Below are 22,522 nucleotides of genomic sequence, written 5' to 3' on the forward strand. Positions count from 1 at the left end.
ATCTTTTTTTGAATGAAAGCAAAAGTAATGATATTTCAGGTTGGTAAGGGAGAATTTAACGCACAAAAAATGCGGCTTCTTTTGGATAACCGCATTGGAAAACCAGTAGAAGTAAGAATTACTTAACTTCTACCGTATAATCGAAAACGTCGTTTCCTGTGGCTAAAACCACCTGGTAATTTCCGTTTTTCAATTTAGAGAGGTTTAAACCTTCATTTACAGAAAAAGTATTTTCCAATGCTTTGTTGTAAATCAGGTTGCTGCCTTCGTAAATAAGCAGGTTCATGTTTTCACCCGGATAGTTCAGGTAAGCGACACGTAAAATATCATCTTTGAACGAGAAAAACGGTTCGACCACATTTTTCATTTTACCGACGTTGATGTTTTTACTTTCGATGCTGAATGCACGTTCGCTTACGGCGCCGTCAATGCTTACCGTCAGACGGTAATCGCCTTTTTCCAGTTTGGAAAAGTCATAGATTTTGCGGTATTCCGCTGCATTCCCTTCGGTTTCCTTGTAATAGATCATTTCGCCCGATGAATTTTCAATGCTGATCTGAAATTTGCTTTCGGCATTGTTCGAAATAGCGACTACAGCACGGTCTGCTGTTAAAGGAAGGATGTCAACCCGAAGGTTCCCGGTGGCCATGGCCATGTTTGCAATAACTATTAAAGCAAACATCATTGTTAAAGTTCTGATCGTTTTCATAGTTTTAAACTTTTAAAAAGTTCGACATTCATTACAATACAAATGTACCATGTTTTACAACATATGTCGTAAAACATACGTTAAGTGTAAGTTAAGTTTATGTTGTCCAACATATCGACATAATCTATACGTGAATAGGCGTTGTTTTCCCTTATATTTAAAGGGATTTTGAAAATGAATCGCTTTTTATCAAATATTGTGCCAATCAATAAGATAAAATATTAAATTTAGATCAAACAGATGCAAACAGAAATCTTACAATTGCTGGAGGGAGCAAGGAAGGCCAGCGGATTAACGGTGATCATTGATGTATTCAGGGCATTCTCAGTAGCCTGTTATGCTTACAACAGCGGGGTGACGAAAATTTATCCGGTAAGTGATATCGATCAGGCATACCGTCTTAAAGCGAAGAATCCGGATTATATGCTGGTGGGAGAACGTAACGAGAAAAAGCCTGAAGGCTTTGATTTCGGTAATTCGCCCTCGCAGTTACTCGCCGGTAATCTTTCAGGGAAAACGATGGTGCATACCACCAGTTCGGGTACACAGGGAATTGCCAATGCAACCGGTGCGGATGAACTGATCACCGGTAGTTTTGTTAATGCCGGAGCAATTATTCAGTACATTGAACAACGGAAACCTGAAAAGCTTTCGCTGGTTTGTATGGGTTATGCCTGTTCGTATCCTACCGATGAAGACACCTTTCTGGCCGAATATATTAAAGCCAGGCTGGAGAAACAACCGGTTGATTTTGAGGCGATGGTCGAAAAACTTCGCACCGGGTCGGGAGCCCGCTTTTTTGCCCCGGAAAAGCAGGAATGGGCGCCATCGGCCGACTTTGAACTGTGCCTGAGTTTAAACCGGTTCAATTTTGTATTGAAAGTTGAACAGGAAAACGGACGTAATTATCTGAAAAAAATCGATCTTTAAGCACATTTCCTGTAATGATAAATACACATGGTGAGAACATATAATTTTGATGAACAGATAAACCGGGAAGGGACCAATTGCATCAAATACGACGCCCGGAAGTTTTTCTTCGGAAAAGAAGATGTGCTGCCGCTTTGGGTGGCCGACATGGATTTTAAAACCCCCGACTTTATTCTGAATGCCATCAAAAAACGGCTTGAGCACGAAATATTGGGTTACACATTTCGTCCGGATTCGTATTTTCAGTCGATTATCGGCTGGATGAAAGAACGCCACAACTGGCCGGTTGAAAAGGAATGGATCTCATTCAGCCCGGGTGTTGTTGCCGGTTTAACGCTGGCAATCGAAACATTTTCGAAACCGGGAGATGAAGTTGTGGTTCAGCCGCCGGTTTATTTTCCTTTTTTTGATTCGGTTAAATCAACCGGTCGGCAGATGCTCGAGAACCCGCTGAAGCTGGTAAACGGCCGTTATACATTCGATCTCGATGACCTGCGAAGTAAAATCACTTCAAAAACAAAACTCCTGCTGCTGTGTAACCCGCAAAATCCGGGTGGGATGGTTTGGACAAAAGAAGAGCTGACTGCCCTGGCCACGTTGTGTCTGGAAAATAAAATCCTGATTATTTCTGATGAAATCCATTCCGACCTGGTTTTTAACGGGCATAAACATATTCCGCTTCCAACGCTTTCGGATGAGATTGCACAAAACTGCGTGGTTTGCATGGCGCCAAGCAAAACATTTAACCTGGCCGGATTGACGACTTCGTTCCTGATCATTCCGAATAAACGGCATTTTGCACGATATGAGCGAACCCTGAAAATTCCGCATCTGCATATGGGAAATATTTTCGGAACCATTGCCCTCGAAGCGGCCTATACGCATGGTTCAGGCTGGGTTGATCAGCTGGTCGGATACATACAGGCTAATTTTGACTTTCTCGAAGATTGGTTGAGTAGGAACTTGCCACAGGTTAGGGTGATGAAAGCCGAAGCCACTTATCTGGCCTGGCTCGATTTTTCGGCTCTTGGGCTAACCGATGAGGAGCTCAATGAAAAATTGCTGGACGCAGGTGTCGGATTGAACCGGGGCGTTCAGTTTGGCAAACAAGGTTCGGGCTATATGCGCATTAACCTGGGATGCACGCGCGCTACGCTCAACGAGGCGTTGAACCGGATTGCAAAAATCGGGGGCCCGGCGTCGGAGTAACCCGCGGGGATCGGTATATAAAAGTTTGCCCGGGAAAAATGATGATTTTGATTCTTCCCGGGCAACTTCTGAATTTTATTGAGCATCAGACAGATTCTGCCAGAATACTGATTTTATTGCTTTTTGATTCGACCACCCCTCCCGCGATTTCAATAAAGGAAACCTGGTCGCCCTGATCCACAATTTTAATTCGTCCTTTTTCCAGGGTCGAGATAATCGGGGCATGGTTGGTCAAAATTTCAAAAGAACCTTTCGTTCCGGGGAGTTGAACCAGCTTCACTTCCCCCGAAAAGACCTTTTTTACCGGTGTTATAATTTCAAGATACATAGCGCGGTTTTTTCAGTCAAATGATCAGGCAACAGACTCGGCTAACATTTTCTCGCCCTTGGCAATGGCTTCTTCAATGGTGCCTACCAGGTTGAACGCCGATTCAGGATATTGATCTACTTCGCCGTCCATGATCATGTTAAAGCCTTTAATGGTATCTTCAATCGAAACCAACTTGCCTTCGAGCCCCGTAAACTGTTCGGCCACGAAGAAGGGTTGCGACAGGAACCGCTGTACGCGGCGTGCGCGGTGAACCACCAGCTTGTCTTCTTCCGAAAGCTCATCCATACCCAGGATCGCAATAATATCCTGAAGTTCTTTGTAGCGTTGCAGGATTTCTTTTACGCGCTGGGCGCAGTTGTAATGTTCTTCACCAACAATATCAGCCGTCAGAATGCGCGAGGTGGAATCCAGCGGGTCAACAGCCGGGTAAATACCCAACTCGGAGATTTTACGGCTCAACACCGTGGTGGCGTCCAGGTGGGCGAAGGTTGTTGCAGGGGCCGGGTCGGTTAAGTCGTCGGCAGGCACATAAACAGCCTGGACCGAAGTGATTGATCCGTTTTTTGTTGACGTGATCCGTTCCTGCATAATCCCCATTTCGGTGGCCAGGGTGGGTTGGTAACCTACGGCCGAGGGCATCCTGCCTAAAAGGGCCGACACCTCGGAGCCCGCCTGGGTGAAGCGGAACACGTTGTCGACAAAAAATAAGATGTCGCGGCCTGAGCCGGGAGTTCCGTCCCCGTCGCGTAAACTTTCGGCGATCGTGAGGCCCGACAAAGCCACGCGTGCGCGTGCGCCGGGAGGTTCGTTCATCTGCCCGAACACCAGGGCCAGCTTCGATTTTTTCATGGATTCGGGGTTTACTTTTGAAAGGTCCCAACTGCCGGCTTCCATTGATTTTTTAAACTCCTCACCATAATTAACAATGTCTGCTTCAATCATTTCCCGAAGCAAGTCGTTTCCTTCACGGGTACGCTCGCCTACGCCTGCAAATACTGAAAGTCCGCTGTGAGCCAGTGCAATGTTGTTGATCAACTCCTGGATCAATACGGTTTTACCTACGCCTGCGCCGCCAAACAAGCCGATTTTTCCACCTTTGGCATAAGGTTCAATCAGATCGATTACCTTGATCCCGGTGAATAATACTTCGGTTTCGGTAGTTAAATCTTCGTATTTGGGAGGTTTGTTGTGGATGTGCAGTCCGTCTTTGGGCAACTGCTCCAGCCCATCAACCGCGTCGCCGGTGACATTGAGCAAACGTCCGAGGGCAATTTCTCCTTTGGGCATGGTGATTGGTTTGCCGGTGGCAATCACATCCAGACCTCTTCTGATTCCATCAGTTGAATCCATCGAGATTGCCCGCACTGTATTTTCACCAATATGCTGCTGGCATTCTACAACCAGATTGGGTATTCCTTCACGGACAATTTCGAGGGCATCATAAATCTGAGGGAGTTCGCTTCCTTCACGATCGAAGCAGATATCGACTACAGGACCAATCACCTGTACTACTCTACCAATATTTTGATTCATTTTTAATAGTTTATTCGAGTGGAGCCGGAAATTACAAAAACCGGTTTAATTGAACAAATTTCTTTTCTGAATAATGGGTATTAAATTTTTACCGATCACAATAAACGAACACGCATGATTAATGTTCACGTTTCATGATTGTTTTTGCCAGTAAAAGTAAAGCTTCTTTTCGCGATTCTTCTACCTGAACAGCCTTCAGTTCCGTCAATGCCTTTTGGTAGAAATCATCCATCACCGACTCGCTGATCTGACGCACGCCAGATTCGGTGTAAATTTTCCTGACAGCCTCAATCTTCTCGGTGGGATCAAACCCGGTTTGTCCGATACGGAATAACAATTCAGTCCGTTGACTGCCTGTGGCCAGTTCAAGTGTTTTCAGCAGTAAAAAGGTTTTTTTATTGGCCACAATGTCGCCACCGATTTTTTTGCCAAATTTTTCCTGATCGGCATATACATCCAGCAGATCGTCCTGCAACTGAAAAGCCAGTCCCAGGTTGATCCCGAAAGCGTACAGGCGATCGGCGTCTTCGGGGCCTGCCTGGCCGATAAGCGCCCCCATTTTAAAGCTACAGCCTATGAGTACAGCGGTTTTCAGCCGGATCATTTTCAGGTAATCATCGATGCTAACGTCCGGTCTTTCCTCGAAATCCATGTCATATTGCTGTCCTTCACAGACTTCGATGGCTGTTTTCGAAAACAGTTGGATTAGCTCTTTGTAGGCCGGTGTTTCGGTTTTTAGCAGGTAATGATATGCCAGAATCGACATGGCATCGCCAGAAAGAATTGCGATATTTTCGTTGAACTTTTTATGAACGGCCGGTTGGTTTCGGCGCAGCTCGGCCTGGTCCATCATGTCGTCGTGCAGCAGCGTAAAGTTGTGGAAGATTTCCACGGCAAGGGCTGCATTCATGGCGTCATCGGGTTGTCCTCCAAAAAGCTCGCAAGCCATTAACAGCATCACCGGGCGGAGCCTTTTTCCACCCATGTTCAGCGTATATTCGATGGGGCCGTACAGATTAACAGGAACCGTTGAGCCGATTACCCTGGCTTCTTCTTCCAGTTTTAAAACAATAAGTTCCTGTAATGATTTTGCGGTATGCATCATTCCTGTTCTTTAGTCATCGGAAGTTCCTGTATTTCCAGGTCGTCCAGTTCTATATCTTCCTCCTCATTATAAATGGACAGCAACGGTTCGCGGAACGACCGGGTGGTGGTGAGCCTTTCCAAACCGATCAGCAAACTGGGCAGCAGGATTAGGTTGGAGGTGATGGCAACCAGCAGAGTCAGCGAAACCAGTACGCCAAGAGCGGCAGTTCCTCCGAATTTGGAGATACTGTACACGCCAAAACCAAAAAATAGCACCACGAAGGTATATAACATACTCACTCCGGTTTCGCGCAAGGCCCGTTTTACCGAACGATGAATGTCCCAACCCGTTACATTCAGCTCCTGCCGGTATTTGGCCAGGAAGTGAATGGTATTGTCAACCGATATTCCAAAGGCGATACTGAATACCAGGATGGTGGATGCCTTGATGGGAATGCCCGTGAATCCCATGATCGCCGCGGTAAAAATCAACGGGAGTATATTGGGAATCAGCGACATAACCACCATCCGCCACGAGTAAAACATGAGGGCCATAAAGGATGAAATCAGGAAAATAGCCAAAGCAAGGCTCGAAAACAGGTTTTTAACCAGGTATTTGGTGCCTTTAAAGAAGGTAATGCTCGAGCCGGTAACCGTAACCTTGTATTTGTCGGCCGGGAAAATAGAATCCACTTCCTGTTTAAATTCGTGGTATAATTCTTCCATTCGTTTGGTTCCCACATCTTTCATCCGGATAGACACGCGTGTTATTTGTTGTGTGCTGTCGAGGAACGAGTGCAGTGCGCCAATACTGTTTTGTGAGTTTTGTGTCGCATTATTGGCATACGCCAGAATGAAATTCTTTTCCTGATTACTCGGCAAGGTATAATAACGTTCCTTCCCGTTATAAAAAGCCTGTTTTGAGAATTTCAGAATATTCAGCAGCGACAGGGACGAGGAAAGTTCTTCGTAATTTGTCAGGTGTTTTTCCAGTTTGTCAATCAGGTTGAAGGTGCTCAGGTTCATGGCGCCGTTTGGCTTTTTAGTATCCACGATAATTTCCAGCGGCATAATCCCGTCGATGTGTTTTTCGAAAAATTTCAGGTCTTTGTAAATTACGTCGCTTTCGGGAATGTCGTCAACCATGTAGCCGGAACTTTTAATCAGCGAAATACCGTAAATGCCAAGCAGCAGAATGAAAAATGCCGAAATATACACCCACTTGATATGGTGATAAGTGATGTCGACCAGTTTGTCGATGATGCTGCGAATATTTTTGTTTTCGAGATGCTGAATATGCCTGGCCTGCGGTGGATTGAAAAAGCTGAAGATCGTAGGGATCATCGCCAGGGAAAGCAGGAAAAGGGTCATGATATTTAAGGCGGCAACCAGACCAAATTGCCGCAGAATTTCGCTGTTGGTAATCACAAAGGTGGCAAAGCCCGAAGCGGTAGTCAGGTTGGTCAGGAAGGTGGCATTCCCGATTTTAATGATCACCCGTTGCAGCGACTTGATTTTATTCCCGTGGGCCCGGAACTCGTGATGATATTTATTCAGCATGTAAATGCTGTTGGGAATACCAATCACAATCAATAATGAAGGGATCATGCCGGTGAGCAGGGTAATTTTGAAGCCTAACAAGGACATGGTGCCCATCGCCCATACAACGCCGGTCGAAACAATCAGCATGGGGATCAGAACCGCTTTAAACGACCGGAAGAAGAGGAACAGGGTAATAATACACAAGGCCATGGCCAATGCGCTGAACAAAAAGATTTCCTTTTTTATATGGATTGAATTGATTACCCGAATGTAGGGCAGACCGGAGTAATGGACTTTCAGGGCTGATTCTTCAGAATACCGGTCGCAGCGGTCTTTAATAGCCAAAACCAACTTTTCGCGGGCTTTCGACGCCATTTTATCTTTGTTGACCGTAACGGCCAGCATATAAACATGGGCCTCAGGATTATACAACAGGCCGCGGTAAAAAGGCAACGAATGAAATGTTTTTGCCAGGCTGTCGAGTTTTTCCTGCGAGTCGATGTTTTCGGGGAAAATCGGGTCCAGTTCAAATTTCCGCTCTTCGGTGTTTTTTTTCAGCGTAAAAGCGCCTGACGCCGAAAGGATATCTTCAACCCCGTCAATTCTTTTTAAATCGTCATTTAACTCGCACCATTGGTTAAAATACGATAGTTTAAAAAAATCGGGATTTTCAATCCCCACAACGATCAGGTTGCCTTCTTCCCCAAATATTTTTTTGAAATTCTGATAATCGATATTGGCGCTGTCCTTTTTCGGAAGTAATTGTGCATATTCATACGACATCTCCAGTTTTTGGGCCTGATAAGCCATAAAAACAGTGACAATGCCTAAAAAAACGAGTAAGAAAATTCTGTTTCTGAGAATAATTCTTGAGAGCCGAACCCACATAGTAATAGTCTTCAAAAAATATAGGGCGAAAATAGTTATTTATATCGGGATTACGAAAGTTTGTTTCAAGCAGATTCAGGTCATCGCATAACGGGTTTGGTTAACTTTTCAGTTTGTAAATCGTACTTATGATACAACCAAAAATTAAATGCCATGAGAAAATATTACTATCTGGTTGCTACTCCCGAATCGTTAATTGCCTCTCATCTGGCCCCCGCCGATTTTGGCAATTACCTGGCCGTAGGCACCAAAAAGCAAACCAGGGGGCAGGCCATCTTTTTCGAAATTGATCCGGATAAAACCAGGTTGAACCAGGATTATATCAACATGAAGATGAAGCCCTATGATGACGGCGAACCCAAACGCTCCGTTTACCTGTCGATTTACCGCACCTTTGAAAGTATCCCGATGAAAGCGCTGAAAAACCTCTACCTGGTCACCGACGATGGTATTGCCCTTGAAGTTGAACCCAGGGATTATGTGGACCGGAACCCGGATGAGATTCATCTTTATCAGCAATTTATACCGATTACCACCCGGGTGGCCAGTAAATTACCGCCCGTCGATTTCATCCGGTTTCTCACCGATACCGGCAAACCGGTTTCGGCTCCAAAAATTTTTATGGCCGACCTCAGGTTGAATGAACTGGTAAACGACCCTTATGCGCCGCTGAACAATTTGCCTTATCCGAACCCCGACCATTTGCGCGATTGCCTGATCCGCCTGAAAGAATCGCCGGGCAGACAAACCAAGACGGTTTTGCGTTTCCTGCGCGACGATATCCCATACAGGACCATTAAAACCGGGTTTTATATCGGCGATAAAGATCATTACCTGTTTTACCCGTTTCCGGCAATCTCCGATCTGGAAGGAAAATATTATCACTGGTGGCGCTCAGCATTGGTCAGACATTTCTGAAAAGGCTGATTTTGCTAAGGTTTTAATAGTCTGAACGATGTGATGGGGCCGGTCTGTCGGCAGCAAAATGGCCCCGGATTTTTTTGAAAAAAGTTTCAGGATTTTTTTCAGAAAAGTTTTTTGTTTTGAGAAAAGCTGTTATTTTTGCATCGCTTTTGAAACACAAAGCAAACGTTCCAATACAGAAATTCCCTAGTAGCTCAGTTGGTTAGAGCGGCGGACTGTTAATCCGTAGGTCGTAGGTTCAAGTCCTACCTGGGGAGCTAATTTTAAAAATAACGTGCTGAAAATCAGCACGTTATTTTTGTTTAAAGAGAGTTTTAAAGAGAGAATGAAGAAAACACCACCATCTAATCCCAAAAACCAACTGACTTTGTGTCCCCGAATAAAGGTCCTTCATAGAAACGTCTCAATAACCGATTTTTAAAAGCTCGCGTATTTACCGAAACCAGGTTAACATCTTCTGTTTTGTTTGTGTTGAAGAGGAGCCCAAAATCGGTCGAAATCATATAAATGCCATTCTTCTTGATGTTGAAAATTCCAAAACTATTCAACTGGTTCAAGCTTTTGGCGATGGCTTCCAGGGTGTTAAGCACTTCGTTTTGCTCTTCATTTTGGGTAAACATGGTTGTTGCCTCAATCAGCTCGTTTTCAAAAGCATCGGTCAGGGTGAAAAAATCGCCGTCTTCATGCTGAACAATCAACATACGAAGAGGAAAAATAAATCGTAATTGATCTGCTTTTTCCAGGCAGCGGTGCAGGGAGGCATGACTGTCCAAGATCTCGCTGTAATCCGGCAAATCGAACAATCCCAACTCTTTCAATTTTTCTGTTTTCAGGTGTGGGATGTTGATGTTTTTGGCTTGGACATACTTAGAAATCAACCAGTTCTCCGGTTCTTTCGATTTTAGTAACTCAAATAACAAGTCAGAATCAAGGGCTGTCACCTGGTCGTTAGTGACCAGCACCCTTAGCTCCACTTCAATATTGTTGATTTCGTCAACAATTTTGGTGTAGACGCTACGGATTTGTTCCTGGAGTTTAGTGTCGGGTAGACCAATGGGTCTGCGTACAAATACTTTTTCCATAATTTTAAATGATTTTTTTTGTGATACTATTTTTTTTTAATGCACCATTAAGAAATAATAAAGGGCGGATCGGGGAGTTCCCAATCAGGGGGAAGCTCTCGCGTAGTGTTCGGCGCGGTGTATCCTTCAATTTTTACAATGCCTTTATGTGATAACTCAAAATTTATTTTATTCAGAATGAATGGGATACCGTTTATCACGTATCGTTTTTTGAATTTCAGGTTCACCACATCCTTTAGCGACATTTTAAAATACTTGACAAACCGGCGGGCGTGATATGCTTTCCATTCCATGAAAAGCGCATAATTATAGGTATTCAAGAATGAGGGTGTCAAATCGATATCAAAATCCCGCGAACCGTCTGTCATTTGCCTGTTAGATAAAATATTCGGGATGGTCACGGAGCCTAAGGTCAATGAGCCTCGGAAAAGAGTAATATACAGTGATTGGTTGGTGAACGGTTCGTTTTTTAAAATGAACGTATTTACAATCGTGATGTCAGTTGTTTTTGAAATTTGACTTATCTCTCGTTGCTCGCATACCGGAACATTGGCGTTTATTTCAAGATTCTCGGCTGCTGTTCCTTCTGTATATTCTTTTAACCGGCCAATTTGTTTCCATTCGCGGCCTGATCCTGTTTCTTTCAGTATATAATCGTACCCGGTATTGTCCACGTGCACAACTTCATCGTATAGTTCTGCAACCACAGCCGGCAGATCGTTGTGGGTAGCGACCGATAACAACGGGGTGTAATCAGATTTGGTAGCTTCATCGTCCTCCTGTGTTCTGTATTTCAGGGTGTATCCTTCAGGAATATTTTCTTCGTGATGTTCGTATGAATTCAGTTCGGATCCAGGAAGCTGAAACAAATTTGAGGGCAGGAATAATTGGTTTTTTGAATAAATCGAAACTTCTTTCCTTCGTTCGTCAATATCAATAGTTAAACAGAACCACTAGTGTCCCATTAAAATCGGGACGTATTAATAATTAAACAAATTTGGCTCATTAAGGCTAAAACGTTCTTTGTCATTTTGAAATTTAGTTCTATCAAATAGGTCTCGAAGATTAGTTTTATCTGTTAAAGATATGCTCAGTATCTGCAAGACCTCATATGTGCTTCTATCAAGTTGCATGTCCTTTTGGACGATTGCCACCAAGCAGTAAGTGCACATGGCAGCGTAGATTTGAATCCGAACAGCATTTTCAGTAGTACCCCAAAACTTTTTGATTTTCAGATGTTGCTTTAACCATTTGAAGAACAGCTCGACTTGCCAGCGGTTCTTGTAAAGTTCAGCAACCTGCAATGCAGAAATGTGCATTGCATTGGTCAAGAATACAAGCTCACGCTTTTGTTCTTCATCCCAATATCTGACCAATCTAAGATGCTCTGGATAGTATTGCTTAGGATAAAACCCAGTCAATTCAATTGTTACATCTGAAAGCACGTTCTTGGGCAATCTTCGTTTCCATTTGATCATCTTGCATTGTAGATTCTTTTTGGCTCTTAAAACATAGAAAGCTCCTATTTGATGAATCTTATACAACATCTTGAAGTGATTATATGCACGGTCAAATATGTAATATGAGCCTGATTCATAAGGGATCTCTTTCATGGCAGTAGAGTCGTGAACAGATGCTTCAGTGATATGGAAAAATGCAGGTATCTGTGTCTCCACATCGTATAATGCATGTACTTTGATTCCACCTTTTTTCTTACGGAACTTCGCCCACCAGAATACCGAAAGGCATAAGTCAATTGTCGTTGAATCAAAAGCATAGACATTGCCTTCAAGCTTGAAGATGTCAGCAACGCGTTTCTGCCTGGCTTCGTTTACCAGATAGTAAGCATACTCTTCAAAGATGTGATAGTCCCTGTCTTGATTGGCTCTGGCCAGTGATGATTTTGAAATGTTCTTGCCCAATCCCAAATGATAAGATTTGGAGTGATGAGCATCAAGTGCGACGATCAAATCTCTAAGACTTTCACGATTTGACAATTGCCCGAACATCAGAGATAGCAATTGATTCCAACAAGTGAAATGCTTCACGTATTTGTCGCCATTGTATTTGGCAACAATACGATTGAATTTGCTTCGATTCAGAAACGAGACTAGTTGAGCGAAAACGTATTTGTCTTGATACATATGCAATCAGAATAATCTGATGCAAAACTAAAAATTCAAGTCCGTTCGCTCGAAAAATGGATACAACTAACTAAATTTCAAATACATCAAAGAACTTTTTTAGTTTTTAATGGGACGGTAATGAAACAGAACATGTTTTTAATGGTCTCGATAAAATCAAGTACTTCGATTTCAGGCATCAAGTCGGCATAATAAAGCGTGTTAAATTTTGGGAATGAAATGTACGAATAGGTCACACCGCCATCCAATAAAAATGATCGGCCTACAATCATAATTTTCCCAAAAATGATCGCATTTTTATGTATCGATACCGCAAACTGATTGGAGTTAACCGAATATCCGGCATCCTCAAAAATTTTTGTTAGTATAAAATTGACTTTAAACTGAAAACAGTATGGGGCGGAGAGGGCAGATATATCAATATTATGTGTAATATATAATTGCCCGGAAGAATTTACATAATTGACCAATGTCTGCTTATTATCAACGTTAGCGTAAAATGGAGCAAGAATAATATCGCCGCCCAGTGCGTTGTATTCCCTCCAGCGGTTCTCTAACATGGTCCGCGGATCCGGATCTGTTCCATAAGTGGCCTTCCATGCGTCCCAATAGGAGAAATCATATGATCCACCTACTTTGGGCAATGGTACATATGGGTAATATTCGCCGCCAAAATCAATATCTCCCAACATGACACCCTCCATTTTTTTATAAAAAATCGTGTTCCCTGACTTTAGTACCAACCCAATCTCGTCCCTGTTTATACTGTCGTAGGCTGTTTCTCCGCGCAAAACCTGGATACCGGAATCTTCCAGTAAAAAATCCTGAACTCCCAGTTTATTTTTCCTTTGCAACCTGCCAGGCCACCCTAAAGCCTTAGCGTTAGGATTAAAAGGCACCGGGAAGGGGTAAGAAAATGTGCCTGTATCATCGTTAAGGATCGGGCTGTTCCGTTCGATGCTAATTGTTTGATCAACAGGCATCTGGATTAATGCATCACCAACTTTTAATTTCATTGTGTTTTTACTTTATTTTTAAAATTCTCCATTTCTTCCAAAGCTTCGTCCAAGCCGCCTTTGCCATATTTGCTGATTATGGCTTTAGCTTCAATCCCATCATTAAGTTTCTTTTCCAATTTTTCTAAAAGTGAAATAAGCCGGGGGTCTGATTGCACGATTACCTGTGGCCCATTGATCTGGCTGAGAGATGGACCATCAGATCTGTAAGCAGACGACTGGTTGGACACGGCTTCCATAATGCCCGGGTTTATGGTGTAACGACCTTTCCGAAAATCCTCCAGCCAGTTAATCACCGGTCCGGTGATCGGGTTGTTTATCATTTTGTGGGGTGCAATCCATTCTTCTCCGGATTCTCCTGCGACATACAACGATTCTCCCCCGGTGAATCCCCCGGTTGCAAACTTGGCGGCCTGGCTTACTGTTTGTGCGAGGATAGAAGCAATTGAAACACCGGCAGAAGCGGTATTTATGCCCACCCAAGGCTGGCCAAAGGTAAGCGGAGAAGCAGCAACTGCCTTTGCATTGGCAATGCCGGTATGAAAAATAACTTCGCCAACAGCCCTGGCCTGGTTAAGTAGAAACAAGGCTTTGCCGATGTTTGATTCCATGCCGGCGACTTGGATCAGCGCGTCCATTGCCTGACCGGAAAGGCTCCATATGGCGTCCTTCACAGCTCTCCGGGCTTCAATTTCTTTGTTCCATTGTTCAATTTTTTCTTCGGAAATTTTTTGCCCGGCATCTGCCATTTGCTGCTGGTATGCCAGCCAGTCGGCCTCCATCGTTTCCAGGGTCTCGATCTCCCGGGCGCGTTGGTTGATTTCAACGGAAACTTCGCTGAGCATATCCATCTTTGGTTGTGTTCCGTCGGCAACCGGCGTAGCTCCTTGATTAGTCCCCGGATCAGGATCGGGATATGCATCCTGAATGTTCAGTTTTCCCCGAAGTTCGGTAATCGCATCATTCAGGGCTGCTTCTTCGTCTAAAAGTCCCTGGAACTGGTCGCGGATCTTATCAAGTTTCCGCGGTAAAAGGTCCATCGCGTTCAGTGCGGTAATTTCTTCATCGCTCAGCAAGGTGCGAAGTTTTAGCGGGTCTTTTTCGGTTGCAGCTTTTGTCCGGGCCTGGTTGGCCAGTTCTTCATATTTTGCCAACTGTTTGATTGTATCAAGTTCCTGGAGGGTCAAATCAATACGCTGCCGGTAATTAGTTTTCAGGGCGTCTTCCTTGATGGCCAGCAGAATTTTACTTTCGTATTCTTTGTTTACTTCTTTCAATCGATCCCTAAGTTCTTCATTGGTCAGTTTTTCGGTATTTATATTCTGCAGGAAGTCAGGATATTTCTCCTGGAGCGCCTGGATGAACTTATTACGTGTAGCCTGGCTGTTGTTGGCGTTCATGATCGATGTAACCAACAGGTTAAGTTCTGTTTGTTCTTCCCGGAGCGAGGCTGCTGGAGATGCAGCGATCATCCGGGTAAAAGCGGTTGCCACCGAACCTGCAACCTGGTACAAAGCGGTCATTGCTGGGGAAAGGTTTTTTCCGATTTCAATAGCTGCATTATGAAAAGCATTGTTAGCCTGGGCTTGAATTGCTTTCGCGTTATCGGTATTTTTTGCGGCCTGCTCAATGGCCATGTTTGTGCCGGTAACAGCATTGGTATATCGGTTAAATTCTGCCCTGTTTTGCACAAGCAGCTCACCCATTTTAGCATGTTCGACTCCGAAAATTGATGCTGCCGATTCGCCGTTTTTATAACGTCTTTCAAGCTCTTCCAGCGCAGCATTTACGCTGAAAGTGCCATTTACATAGCCAATCTGTTTTTCTTTCAATTTAAGAAAAACTTTATCCAGGGAGTTACCGGCCATTTCTGCTTTGGCGTAAAATGGGGCCATTGCTTCAATTAACCCGATGTTCTCTTCCAGCGAAACATTCATCAGGTTCATCGTGGTACCGGATTTTTCTATTGCCTGAGTGAGGTATGGAATATCCGCTGCACCCTCTTTGGATCCTGCGGCCATTGCGTTGATGATCCGGCGGCTTTCGCTTGCCGGCAGGTTAAACTGGTTCATCGTAGTGGTCAACCCTTTAACGGCCGGTTCAAGGTCAGATTTGGCGGCTTCGGAAAGGATAATAGCATCTTCAGTTACTGCGGCCAGCGCTTCGGCATCTTTCAGAAGTTCGGGGCGCTGGGATCCTACTTTGGTGTAAGCGTCCACAATATCATCTGCACTTTGTTTAATCCTCACTCCACCGTCAGTAATTTTTACGGAGGTTTCTTGTGCGGTTTTGCCAAGTTTTTCAAGCTCAATTCCATTCAACCCGGTTAAAGCTGATAGGTTATCAACTCGCTCTTCAAACTTATCGGCTGCATCTGCTGCGCGCCTATACGCAATGGCAAGCCCTGCAATTGAAGCAATACCGGAACTGACCAATCCGAAGTATTTATTGATCTTCTCTGCAGCAATGGTTGACCATGATTTGCCCATATTCTGAATGTCAGCCTTGTGTTTGTCGGCAATTGATTTAAGTCGCCCAATTTTTTTAAACTGGTCTTCATATTCCTGACTCCCGATCGTCATCCGCCGTTGTTCATAAATGAGCTTGCGCATTTCGGCCTGAATGGAACCAATATCATTTTTTACTTCTTTACCATTGATGTAAAGGTTTATCCGTCTGTTGTATGAGTTTGCCATTGTGTTGGTAATTATTTAGTTAAAGCTGCATCTGGAACAGATATTTGCTCCGGTTTGCCCTGAGAGTTCAACCATGACACGAAATAATCATCCGTTTCATCATCATCTACTAAAAGGCAATAGCGGGTAATCACCATCGGACGTTTCTTTTTTTCATCGGATGATAAAAAAACCTTATCACCCAATTTAAACCTCAGGTGAGGTTGTGCTTTTTTTGTTTCAATATCTATCATCATTTTATCCAGTTTTTAAAAAGTTAAAAATCAATTCAAATATCAATTAATCAATATCTTATCCCAATACAAAGGGGTCAAAATCCACTGAAATGGCTTACATTACCTTAGAGCATACGGAACACGCCCTATCCATTTGAGCATAAAAAGGAGCATAAAATGCAGGAAATATGACAGCCGGGGGACTATTCCTGTCGTTTGTTTTCTGCATCATTTTCTTCTTTTTCCAGTTCTTTTTTTATCAACTCACGGATGAATTCGCTCCGTGTTAGCTTGTTCTTTTTGCACGCGCAACCTACATCATGCAGGTCTGATGGAGTAAGCCGCAGCGAAAGCCATTTGGTAAAAATTTTTTCCATTACTTTTCTTTGTTAAAAATCTAACAGTGAAGATATGGCAGGCGTGTCACAGAAAAAAGGACAGATTCTATCTAGTTGACTATAAAGCGTATGCGTCTATATTTTGATAAAATAAAAAATCCCACCAGATATTTAGGCGGGATTTAAAAGTCAGTAGCTTGAGGTTTCTTCAAAATATTTTTCTCAATAATCGTTGGTGCCAGGGAATCCTCACTAGAAACTTATCCAGGTAGGCTTTATCTTCATCGGTGAATGGAAGATGATCAAGCGGATCTATACCCATTTTTTCAAGTTCGGCTTCGTGCCATTGACACATTTCGCTTAAATTATCGATGTCGTCATCGTTAAATTTCAACCGTTCAAGTGCCTTGTTAATCCGGCCTTCCTGGTCATCAATTGGAATGGTGGCTTTAATCAAGGCATTGTATGCACGATGCCCTTGAATGATGATAGGTATCTTCGTAATGAATAACTGGTGATATTCAGCTTTAGTCATGTTTTTTTTAGTTTAATGGCTTACATATTTAAGTTCGGAGGAAACAATCCGCCATTCGTGGATGGTCTTTTTTGCGTATTCAATGGCTTCGTTTTCATTTTCTGCAGTTTTCGAAATTTTCACCATCTCTTAATTCGGCTATTTCTTCATTTTTCAAACTTTCCAAATATTCAATTTCTGTTTTGCCTGAAAGCTCCATTTTTCTATTCTGTTCATTTTGCGGACCGGTCTTCCTTTTGTTCTTGGATATCCGACGTGCAGTTGGACACTTGTCTTCAATGTTCCTGGCATATCCACGATACCAACCGTCCCGCCACAAATCAACATAATTTTGGAGCCTAAGGGAAAGGGCTGAATCCTGTGTGATAATGGTATGATCAACTAGGTCAAAATCTAGAATATCTGCGGCCTTCCTTAAATGATTCGTGAAGTCAACATCGTTAGTCGAGGGAGTTAATTGTCCGGATGGATGGTTGTGTGCAACTATAAACCCGGTGGCGTTTAATAAGAGAGCGGTTGAAAAAATAAGCTTTTGGTTGATCTGGACGCTCTCCAAATTACCTTTACTAATTACCTTAAAACCCAAGACTTCTGATGCTCTGTTGAGATAAATGGCAAAAAAGAATTCCTGAATATCCAATTCGTCCCGATCCGGGACAGAGGCCATGATAACATTCCAAACATCTTCCGGAGATGAGATGGTAAACTTTGGATTCACTTTTTTCTGATATTTCAGCTTAAGTTCTCCAACATTCCAATTGTTTAAAATTTGGGCTTTTCTTTTCATTGTTTTTGAATTTGGGCTAGTGGTGTGATAATCTAATCTGTCAGTTTTCGCTTGAATCACTTCTTTAATGATCTCTTGGTTTGAAATTATGTCGCAGCCTAATTTCTCAAACCTTTTAGCCAAAAATGTAGATGGACCAATTGGATTATCACACAATGGGCAAACTCTGTCAGAACTTGGCTCTGCCTCATTCAGATCAATTAGAACAACTCCACATTTGCAATTTGAAACATTGTTTACGGTGTAGGTTTTTCCTTTTTCTATTCCTACGGGAAATTTGGTTCCAATTGGTAATGCGTTTTTACATACTACTTTTTGCATTTTTGTAAACATGATCTTCATTTTTGTTTGTTAATAATTCATTGAAATCTTTATAGTTTTGGTAAATCATTTCCGCATGGTTAATGGTACTGGGATATAATTGAGATATTATTTGGGCTGCCCTTTGTCCTGCCTGGTCATTGTCCAGGTATAAGTTTATCCGGATAAATTTTGATAGATCCGCTAGAAATCTATCATTGATATTGCTGAGTGAATTGAGGACAATGGTATGATTCTTTGCGTGGGTAGAACTGAAGTATTCTACAGCTGACAGGAAGTCCATAAAGCCCTCGAACAGATTGACTGATTTTGTTACTCCGGGAATTGTTGTAATTGCTTTGGGTGAACTGCCACCTTTGAAATATTTATTTCGTAGTTCAAACCCGCCTTTGTCGTTTTTGAATGCCAGGGCAAAGTAATTTTTTTCATTGGTGAGATAGTAGGCTTCCTCTAGGTACTTTCCGGCAACCTTAGCGGAAATGTTTCTTGATTCCACGTATTGAATTAAAGCTTTGTTCTGGAGTGGCTGAAGGTGTTTGATCTCGATTGAACTGGTAGCGGAATTTTGCTCGTCAAAAGAAAAAAAATCGATTGGGGCGGGAGCGATACCAGACAGGACGAGCAACGCACCGGCAACAGATACCCCAGACAAGTAGCAAACCAGGTCAACCGGCCGGCCGCCTTTCCCGGATCCGAAATCATACCACACATTGTCAGTACGGTTAACTTTTAAGCTTGGCCGGCTTTCATTGCGATTTGGCGCTTTGAACCAAACGTCATTTCGTCGGACCTCTCCAGTTTGGTTATAGTGGTGCGTCAGGATGTGAGTACAAGGGATTTTATTTGCTTCGGTGCAGGTCATTTTTTCTTTTTTTGATTAGCATTTTTCATTAAACTGGTTAACTTTCAACATATCAGTACATTAAGTGGTTTAGTTTAATTGTGGTCTATATATAGTAGGGTAAACTAAACTGGTCTAAGTATTTATTTTTGTAAAATTCGATAAATCAATAATATATGTGGTTTAGTTTAATTAAACTGCTAACTAAACCACTAAACCTTTGGAACGTTTGATGAATAATGTTTGAACTGATCATTGTAGTTCAAATAATGATTATTCTGCATGTAGCTCACCAATTCTTTACATTTATTATCTCCAAACTGAATATCAATGGATTTCAACGATGTTTTTAGACCTTGCCAAAGCTTTCCGTATGGTAATGACGAACTTCCGTTGAAGGTTGTGTTTATCACCTCTTGAAGTTGCTGAGATGTTAATTCATGAACCTTGGGGTTCTGTGGCTGATAACCTTGTTTGGCTTCTTCTCCAGATATGTATCCTTTTTCGTCGATAGAATATGCAAACGGCTCAAAATCTTTGTGTCGCGTAAATTCTGGTTCCACTATTGTTAACCGGGTTCCGGTGGTTTCGTCTCTCACTAATTTTGCAACAGTTTCTGCTTTATTCATTAACTCTGTCCCCAGGTGGCCCCTTGCGTTCGCATCTCCTTTATTCTGGTGAAGGATGGTTAAAATATGTATGTCTCGTTCTTGTGTCCATTTTAGGAGTTTATCGGCAATATAGGTTGCCTCTCTTTCATCGTTAATGGACGAAACGAAATCCCTAATTCCGTCAATAATCACAAAGGATAGATCTTTAATAGCATTGATAGCAAACTCTGTCAACTGTATTCGTTGTTGGTTGCCAAATTGTCTAAATGAAAAAAAATACAGGTTCTCAGGGTGTTCTTGTTCATTCCCGGTTGTTAATTTAGCTATGAGCCGAAGGATCTTTATACACTCTGGTTTGCCCTGCTCGGTATCGATCCAAAGTATTTTTTGTCGTTCGTTTGGTAATTTGGGGATAAAGTTTAGTTTTTTGGTGCCAGTCAAAAGCGAACTCACCGCTATTGCGGTAAAAGTAGTTTTGCCAACTTTAGGTCGGGCGAGTATCGTTGAAAAATTCCCCAGCGTGGCAAAAATCTGATCTCCATATACTCCTTCAATTTCTAGTATGGTGGGTGGAGCCGCAAATTCATGATCCGCTTTCAGCGCGGCCTCGTTTAGTAGCGTCTGAAGTTGTTGTTTGGTAAGATCCATTTTTTTCTGTTGTTTCTTCGGTGAGGCTTGCCTATTCTTCTTTCTTCTCTTTCTCTTTCCGCTCCCGGATCACACTTTGTAACCATTTGATCCTGTCCGCTCGTTCCTTACTGATTTCGACTTTACCGATACCCGGGAAATGAGCTGTGACTGTTGTTTTCTTTTTCATGGTCTCATTCAATTTTTTTATAAGCTTCAATCAACTCAGATTTTAATAAAAAGCGGGTGCGGCCTTTCCCATGTACCGGCACTTTCCCTGTATTGATCCATTTGCACAGTGTGGTATAACTTACATCGATATACTTGGCACCATCGCCAACGGTCATTTTTTCGGACCCAAAATCAGCCGGCTGTTTTTGGTTTGAAGAATGTTCGTCCAAGATCATTCTGATCCCTTTGGCTATTTCTTCTGCGGTGGATAGTATCATTACCTTTTCCATAGCTTGAAGTTATAGGTCATAAGTTTCTTTAAGGGCATACCTGATCAAATCGGTAAGTCTTACTTTCCTATCTCGGCAGTACTGCATAATCCGTTTATGCTGGGTTGGGGTTACTGGGACAAACAGCCGTTTGTCTTTGGTTTCTTGTTTCGGGATAGTTACATCTTTCATGCTGTTATAGTATTAAGTATTTATATGCGCAAATATAACAGATAAGTATTTATAATGCACACAAAAAGATAATAAAAATCTGAATAGTTGTATTTAGATCATTTTGGTGCAAAATGATCTAAATAGTATTATTTTTACAGCATGTTAGTTTTGAAACGGATAAAAGAACTCAGGAAGACAAAGAAAATCAGTCAAAAACAAATGGCTGAAGCACTAAATATTAGTCAACCCGGATACCAAAAAATAGAGCAGGGGTTAAATGTTTTAAGTATCGAGAGATTTTTGGAGATTTGCCGGATTCTTAAAATAGATTCATATAACGATCTGTTGCCAGCAGTAAGTGCAGATATTGTTGAAAGGATTAATAATACAATAATTGAAGGCAATTTATCATTTTCACATATCTTAGAGAATGCCAAATATTCAGCCAAGCTGGTTGATGAATTAATTGATAGAATTAAAGATTCGGATATTAGCAAGGAGGGTATAATTGAAGAACTTGAGTTTTTGAATAATTATTTGGCCATCATCCGCAAGGAAAGTACCCAGAAAGAATATGCCCTTAGACCTCAGTTAATTAAGACTGACAAAATAGATTGATTATATCTGAATCTATTTTTCGTTCCAAAAACCGCTTGTAAATCTCAAATTCAGGATGTCTGGAGGCAGATTTCTCTATTAAGATTATGTGGGGGGTATGGTTTTTTGTACCACAAAAACACATCTTGCATACCCCTCTCCTAACTATTTTAAAGATCAATCAAACAGCAATCCTTTTATCCATATTTTTCCGGGTATTCATCAGGCTTGCATTTCGGAAATGCCGGTTTATTTCGTTCACCAGCTTGTAGGGGCGGTTAAAAGCTTCCTGGTTAAGCTTGAAATAATTGGAAAGCCGCCGGATGTTTTGTTTGGAAAGTCCTTTTAAAAATTAATAATGATACCGGCATTGGGCGATATACAAAACATCATTTTCAACCTTATACACCAAGCGGTGTTCGCCGGTAATCCTACGGGACCAAAACCCGGAAAGGTTTTGTTTCAGGGCTTCCGGTTTGCCGGTTCCGGCAAATGGTGTGCGTTGGCACTCTTTAATCAATGCGTTTATTTTTTTCAGGACCTTCCGGTCGTTGTCCACCCAGTACTGGTAATCCTCCCAGGCTGTTTTGTCCCAAAAGATATCCATTACTCCACGATTGGATTATTCAACAAACCACGTTTGGCGTTAATGTTGTCGATGGCATTTTCCAGCCTTTGCCGGTTGGGTTTGCTACGGTTCAGGTGCATGGTTTCCTGCAAGGCGTTATACTCGGCCAGCGACATCATGACAATGCTTTTGCCCTTTGGCCGGTGAACAACCAATAGTTCCTGATCATCCGTTACCGCGTCCAGGTTGGATTTAAGGTTTTGCCTCAGTTCTGAATAATTAACTGCTTTCATCTTGCTTGTTGATTTGGTACAAAATTAAGTACTTTTTTAGGTATTTCCAAAAGCTTTGTTCATGGCTTCTTTTCCCATGTTCTTG

The 22,522-nt window shown here is 42.5% G+C and carries 24 protein-coding genes and 1 tRNA gene; 5 read left to right on the forward strand and 20 right to left on the reverse strand.

The window, feature by feature from the left end:
* Window positions 1–118: 118 nt before the first annotated feature.
* Window positions 119–709 carry a hypothetical protein gene (locus ACOIT5_RS11915; RefSeq protein WP_423126385.1) on the reverse strand — a complete coding sequence of 197 codons (591 nt, stop codon included), beginning with the start codon at window positions 707–709 and terminating at the stop codon, window positions 119–121.
* Between the two features lie 240 nt (window positions 710–949).
* Between ACOIT5_RS11915 and ACOIT5_RS11920 the strand changes: the two genes are divergently transcribed.
* Both ACOIT5_RS11920 and ACOIT5_RS11925 read left to right on the forward strand, forming a co-directional pair.
* Window positions 950–1,639, forward strand: coding sequence for a 2-phosphosulfolactate phosphatase (locus ACOIT5_RS11920; protein ID WP_423126386.1), 690 nt, complete (start codon window positions 950–952; stop codon window positions 1,637–1,639).
* Between the two features lie 27 nt (window positions 1,640–1,666).
* Window positions 1,667–2,848, forward strand: coding sequence for a MalY/PatB family protein (locus tag ACOIT5_RS11925; RefSeq protein ID WP_423126387.1), 1,182 nt, complete (start codon window positions 1,667–1,669; stop codon window positions 2,846–2,848).
* An 85-nt stretch (window positions 2,849–2,933) separates the two neighbouring features.
* Here ACOIT5_RS11925 and atpC read toward each other — a convergent pair whose 3' ends face one another.
* The 4 genes from atpC to ACOIT5_RS11945 all read right to left on the reverse strand — a co-directional run bounded on the left by atpC (window position 2,934) and on the right by ACOIT5_RS11945 (window position 8,150).
* Window positions 2,934–3,176: an ATP synthase F1 subunit epsilon gene (gene atpC, locus ACOIT5_RS11930; protein ID WP_423126388.1), complete on the reverse strand. Its 243-nt coding sequence runs from the start codon at window positions 3,174–3,176 to the stop codon at window positions 2,934–2,936.
* Between the two features lie 24 nt (window positions 3,177–3,200).
* On the reverse strand, window positions 3,201–4,712 hold the full coding sequence (gene atpD / locus ACOIT5_RS11935; RefSeq protein WP_423126389.1) for a F0F1 ATP synthase subunit beta: 1,512 nt from the start codon (window positions 4,710–4,712) through the stop codon (window positions 3,201–3,203).
* A gap of 118 nt (window positions 4,713–4,830) precedes the next feature.
* A complete protein-coding gene (locus tag ACOIT5_RS11940; RefSeq protein WP_423126390.1) occupies window positions 4,831–5,817 on the reverse strand; it encodes a polyprenyl synthetase family protein in 987 nt (328 codons plus the stop codon).
* Window positions 5,814–8,150, reverse strand: coding sequence for an efflux RND transporter permease subunit (locus ACOIT5_RS11945; RefSeq protein WP_423126391.1), 2,337 nt, complete (start codon window positions 8,148–8,150; stop codon window positions 5,814–5,816). Before ACOIT5_RS11945 ends, ACOIT5_RS11940 begins: the two co-directional genes overlap by 4 nt.
* A 231-nt stretch (window positions 8,151–8,381) precedes the next feature.
* Here ACOIT5_RS11945 and ACOIT5_RS11950 point away from each other — a divergent pair, with 231 nt between their 5' ends.
* Both ACOIT5_RS11950 and ACOIT5_RS11955 read left to right on the forward strand, forming a co-directional pair.
* Window positions 8,382–9,146, forward strand: coding sequence for a hypothetical protein (locus tag ACOIT5_RS11950; RefSeq protein WP_423126392.1), 765 nt, complete (start codon window positions 8,382–8,384; stop codon window positions 9,144–9,146).
* Between the two features lie 189 nt (window positions 9,147–9,335).
* A tRNA-Asn gene (locus ACOIT5_RS11955) sits at window positions 9,336–9,409 on the forward strand.
* An 87-nt stretch (window positions 9,410–9,496) separates the two neighbouring features.
* Here the strand turns inward: ACOIT5_RS11955 and ACOIT5_RS11960 are convergent.
* The 13 genes from ACOIT5_RS11960 to ACOIT5_RS12020 form a co-directional block, all read right to left on the reverse strand.
* Complete coding sequence (locus ACOIT5_RS11960; RefSeq protein ID WP_423126393.1) at window positions 9,497–10,234, reverse strand: hypothetical protein; 738 nt, start codon at window positions 10,232–10,234, stop codon at window positions 9,497–9,499.
* 47 nt (window positions 10,235–10,281) lie between these two features.
* Window positions 10,282–11,103 carry a hypothetical protein gene (locus ACOIT5_RS11965; protein ID WP_423126394.1) on the reverse strand — a complete coding sequence of 274 codons (822 nt, stop codon included), beginning with the start codon at window positions 11,101–11,103 and terminating at the stop codon, window positions 10,282–10,284.
* Window positions 11,104–11,214: 111 nt separating this feature from the next.
* Complete coding sequence (locus tag ACOIT5_RS11970) at window positions 11,215–12,378, reverse strand: IS4 family transposase (protein WP_423126395.1); 1,164 nt, start codon at window positions 12,376–12,378, stop codon at window positions 11,215–11,217.
* Between the two features lie 86 nt (window positions 12,379–12,464).
* Window positions 12,465–13,394, reverse strand: a complete 930-nt coding sequence (locus tag ACOIT5_RS11975; protein WP_423126396.1) for a hypothetical protein — start codon at window positions 13,392–13,394, stop codon at window positions 12,465–12,467.
* Window positions 13,391–16,090 carry a phage tail tape measure protein gene (locus ACOIT5_RS11980; RefSeq protein WP_423126397.1) on the reverse strand — a complete coding sequence of 900 codons (2,700 nt, stop codon included), beginning with the start codon at window positions 16,088–16,090 and terminating at the stop codon, window positions 13,391–13,393. Before ACOIT5_RS11980 ends, ACOIT5_RS11975 begins: the two co-directional genes overlap by 4 nt.
* Window positions 16,091–16,101: 11 nt before the next feature.
* Window positions 16,102–16,326 (reverse strand): hypothetical protein, encoded by a 225-nt coding sequence (locus ACOIT5_RS11985; RefSeq protein ID WP_423126398.1) that lies wholly within the window; start codon window positions 16,324–16,326, stop codon window positions 16,102–16,104.
* A gap of 182 nt (window positions 16,327–16,508) precedes the next feature.
* Window positions 16,509–16,682 (reverse strand): hypothetical protein, encoded by a 174-nt coding sequence (locus tag ACOIT5_RS11990; RefSeq protein WP_423126399.1) that lies wholly within the window; start codon window positions 16,680–16,682, stop codon window positions 16,509–16,511.
* Window positions 16,683–16,851: 169 nt separating this feature from the next.
* Window positions 16,852–17,178 carry a hypothetical protein gene (locus ACOIT5_RS11995; RefSeq protein ID WP_423126400.1) on the reverse strand — a complete coding sequence of 109 codons (327 nt, stop codon included), beginning with the start codon at window positions 17,176–17,178 and terminating at the stop codon, window positions 16,852–16,854.
* 94 nt (window positions 17,179–17,272) lie between these two features.
* A complete protein-coding gene (locus ACOIT5_RS12000) occupies window positions 17,273–18,298 on the reverse strand; it encodes a JAB domain-containing protein (RefSeq protein ID WP_423126401.1) in 1,026 nt (341 codons plus the stop codon).
* Window positions 18,267–19,148: a toprim domain-containing protein gene (locus ACOIT5_RS12005; RefSeq protein ID WP_423126402.1), complete on the reverse strand. Its 882-nt coding sequence runs from the start codon at window positions 19,146–19,148 to the stop codon at window positions 18,267–18,269. The genes ACOIT5_RS12000 and ACOIT5_RS12005 overlap by 32 nt, the downstream gene beginning before the upstream one ends.
* A gap of 191 nt (window positions 19,149–19,339) precedes the next feature.
* Window positions 19,340–20,386 carry an AAA family ATPase gene (locus tag ACOIT5_RS12010; protein WP_423126403.1) on the reverse strand — a complete coding sequence of 349 codons (1,047 nt, stop codon included), beginning with the start codon at window positions 20,384–20,386 and terminating at the stop codon, window positions 19,340–19,342.
* 31 nt (window positions 20,387–20,417) lie between these two features.
* Window positions 20,418–20,555 (reverse strand): hypothetical protein, encoded by a 138-nt coding sequence (locus tag ACOIT5_RS12015; RefSeq protein ID WP_423126404.1) that lies wholly within the window; start codon window positions 20,553–20,555, stop codon window positions 20,418–20,420.
* A gap of 4 nt (window positions 20,556–20,559) precedes the next feature.
* Window positions 20,560–20,826 carry a helix-turn-helix domain-containing protein gene (locus ACOIT5_RS12020; protein ID WP_423126405.1) on the reverse strand — a complete coding sequence of 89 codons (267 nt, stop codon included), beginning with the start codon at window positions 20,824–20,826 and terminating at the stop codon, window positions 20,560–20,562.
* A 312-nt stretch (window positions 20,827–21,138) separates the two neighbouring features.
* Between ACOIT5_RS12020 and ACOIT5_RS12025 the strand changes: the two genes are divergently transcribed.
* Window positions 21,139–21,597, forward strand: a complete 459-nt coding sequence (locus ACOIT5_RS12025) for a helix-turn-helix domain-containing protein (RefSeq protein ID WP_423126406.1) — start codon at window positions 21,139–21,141, stop codon at window positions 21,595–21,597.
* Window positions 21,598–21,928: 331 nt separating this feature from the next.
* On the opposite strand, the gene ACOIT5_RS12030 is transcribed toward ACOIT5_RS12025, so the two are convergent.
* Window positions 21,929–22,183 carry a Txe/YoeB family addiction module toxin gene (locus ACOIT5_RS12030; protein WP_423126407.1) on the reverse strand — a complete coding sequence of 85 codons (255 nt, stop codon included), beginning with the start codon at window positions 22,181–22,183 and terminating at the stop codon, window positions 21,929–21,931.
* Window positions 22,183–22,437 (reverse strand): type II toxin-antitoxin system Phd/YefM family antitoxin, encoded by a 255-nt coding sequence (locus ACOIT5_RS12035; RefSeq protein WP_423126408.1) that lies wholly within the window; start codon window positions 22,435–22,437, stop codon window positions 22,183–22,185. The genes ACOIT5_RS12030 and ACOIT5_RS12035 overlap by 1 nt, the downstream gene beginning before the upstream one ends.
* Between the last annotated feature and the right edge of the window lie 85 nt (window positions 22,438–22,522).

Source organism: Gaoshiqia hydrogeniformans (genome assembly GCF_049347105.1).
Classification (GTDB): Bacteria; Bacteroidota; Bacteroidia; order Bacteroidales; family Prolixibacteraceae; genus Gaoshiqia; species Gaoshiqia hydrogeniformans.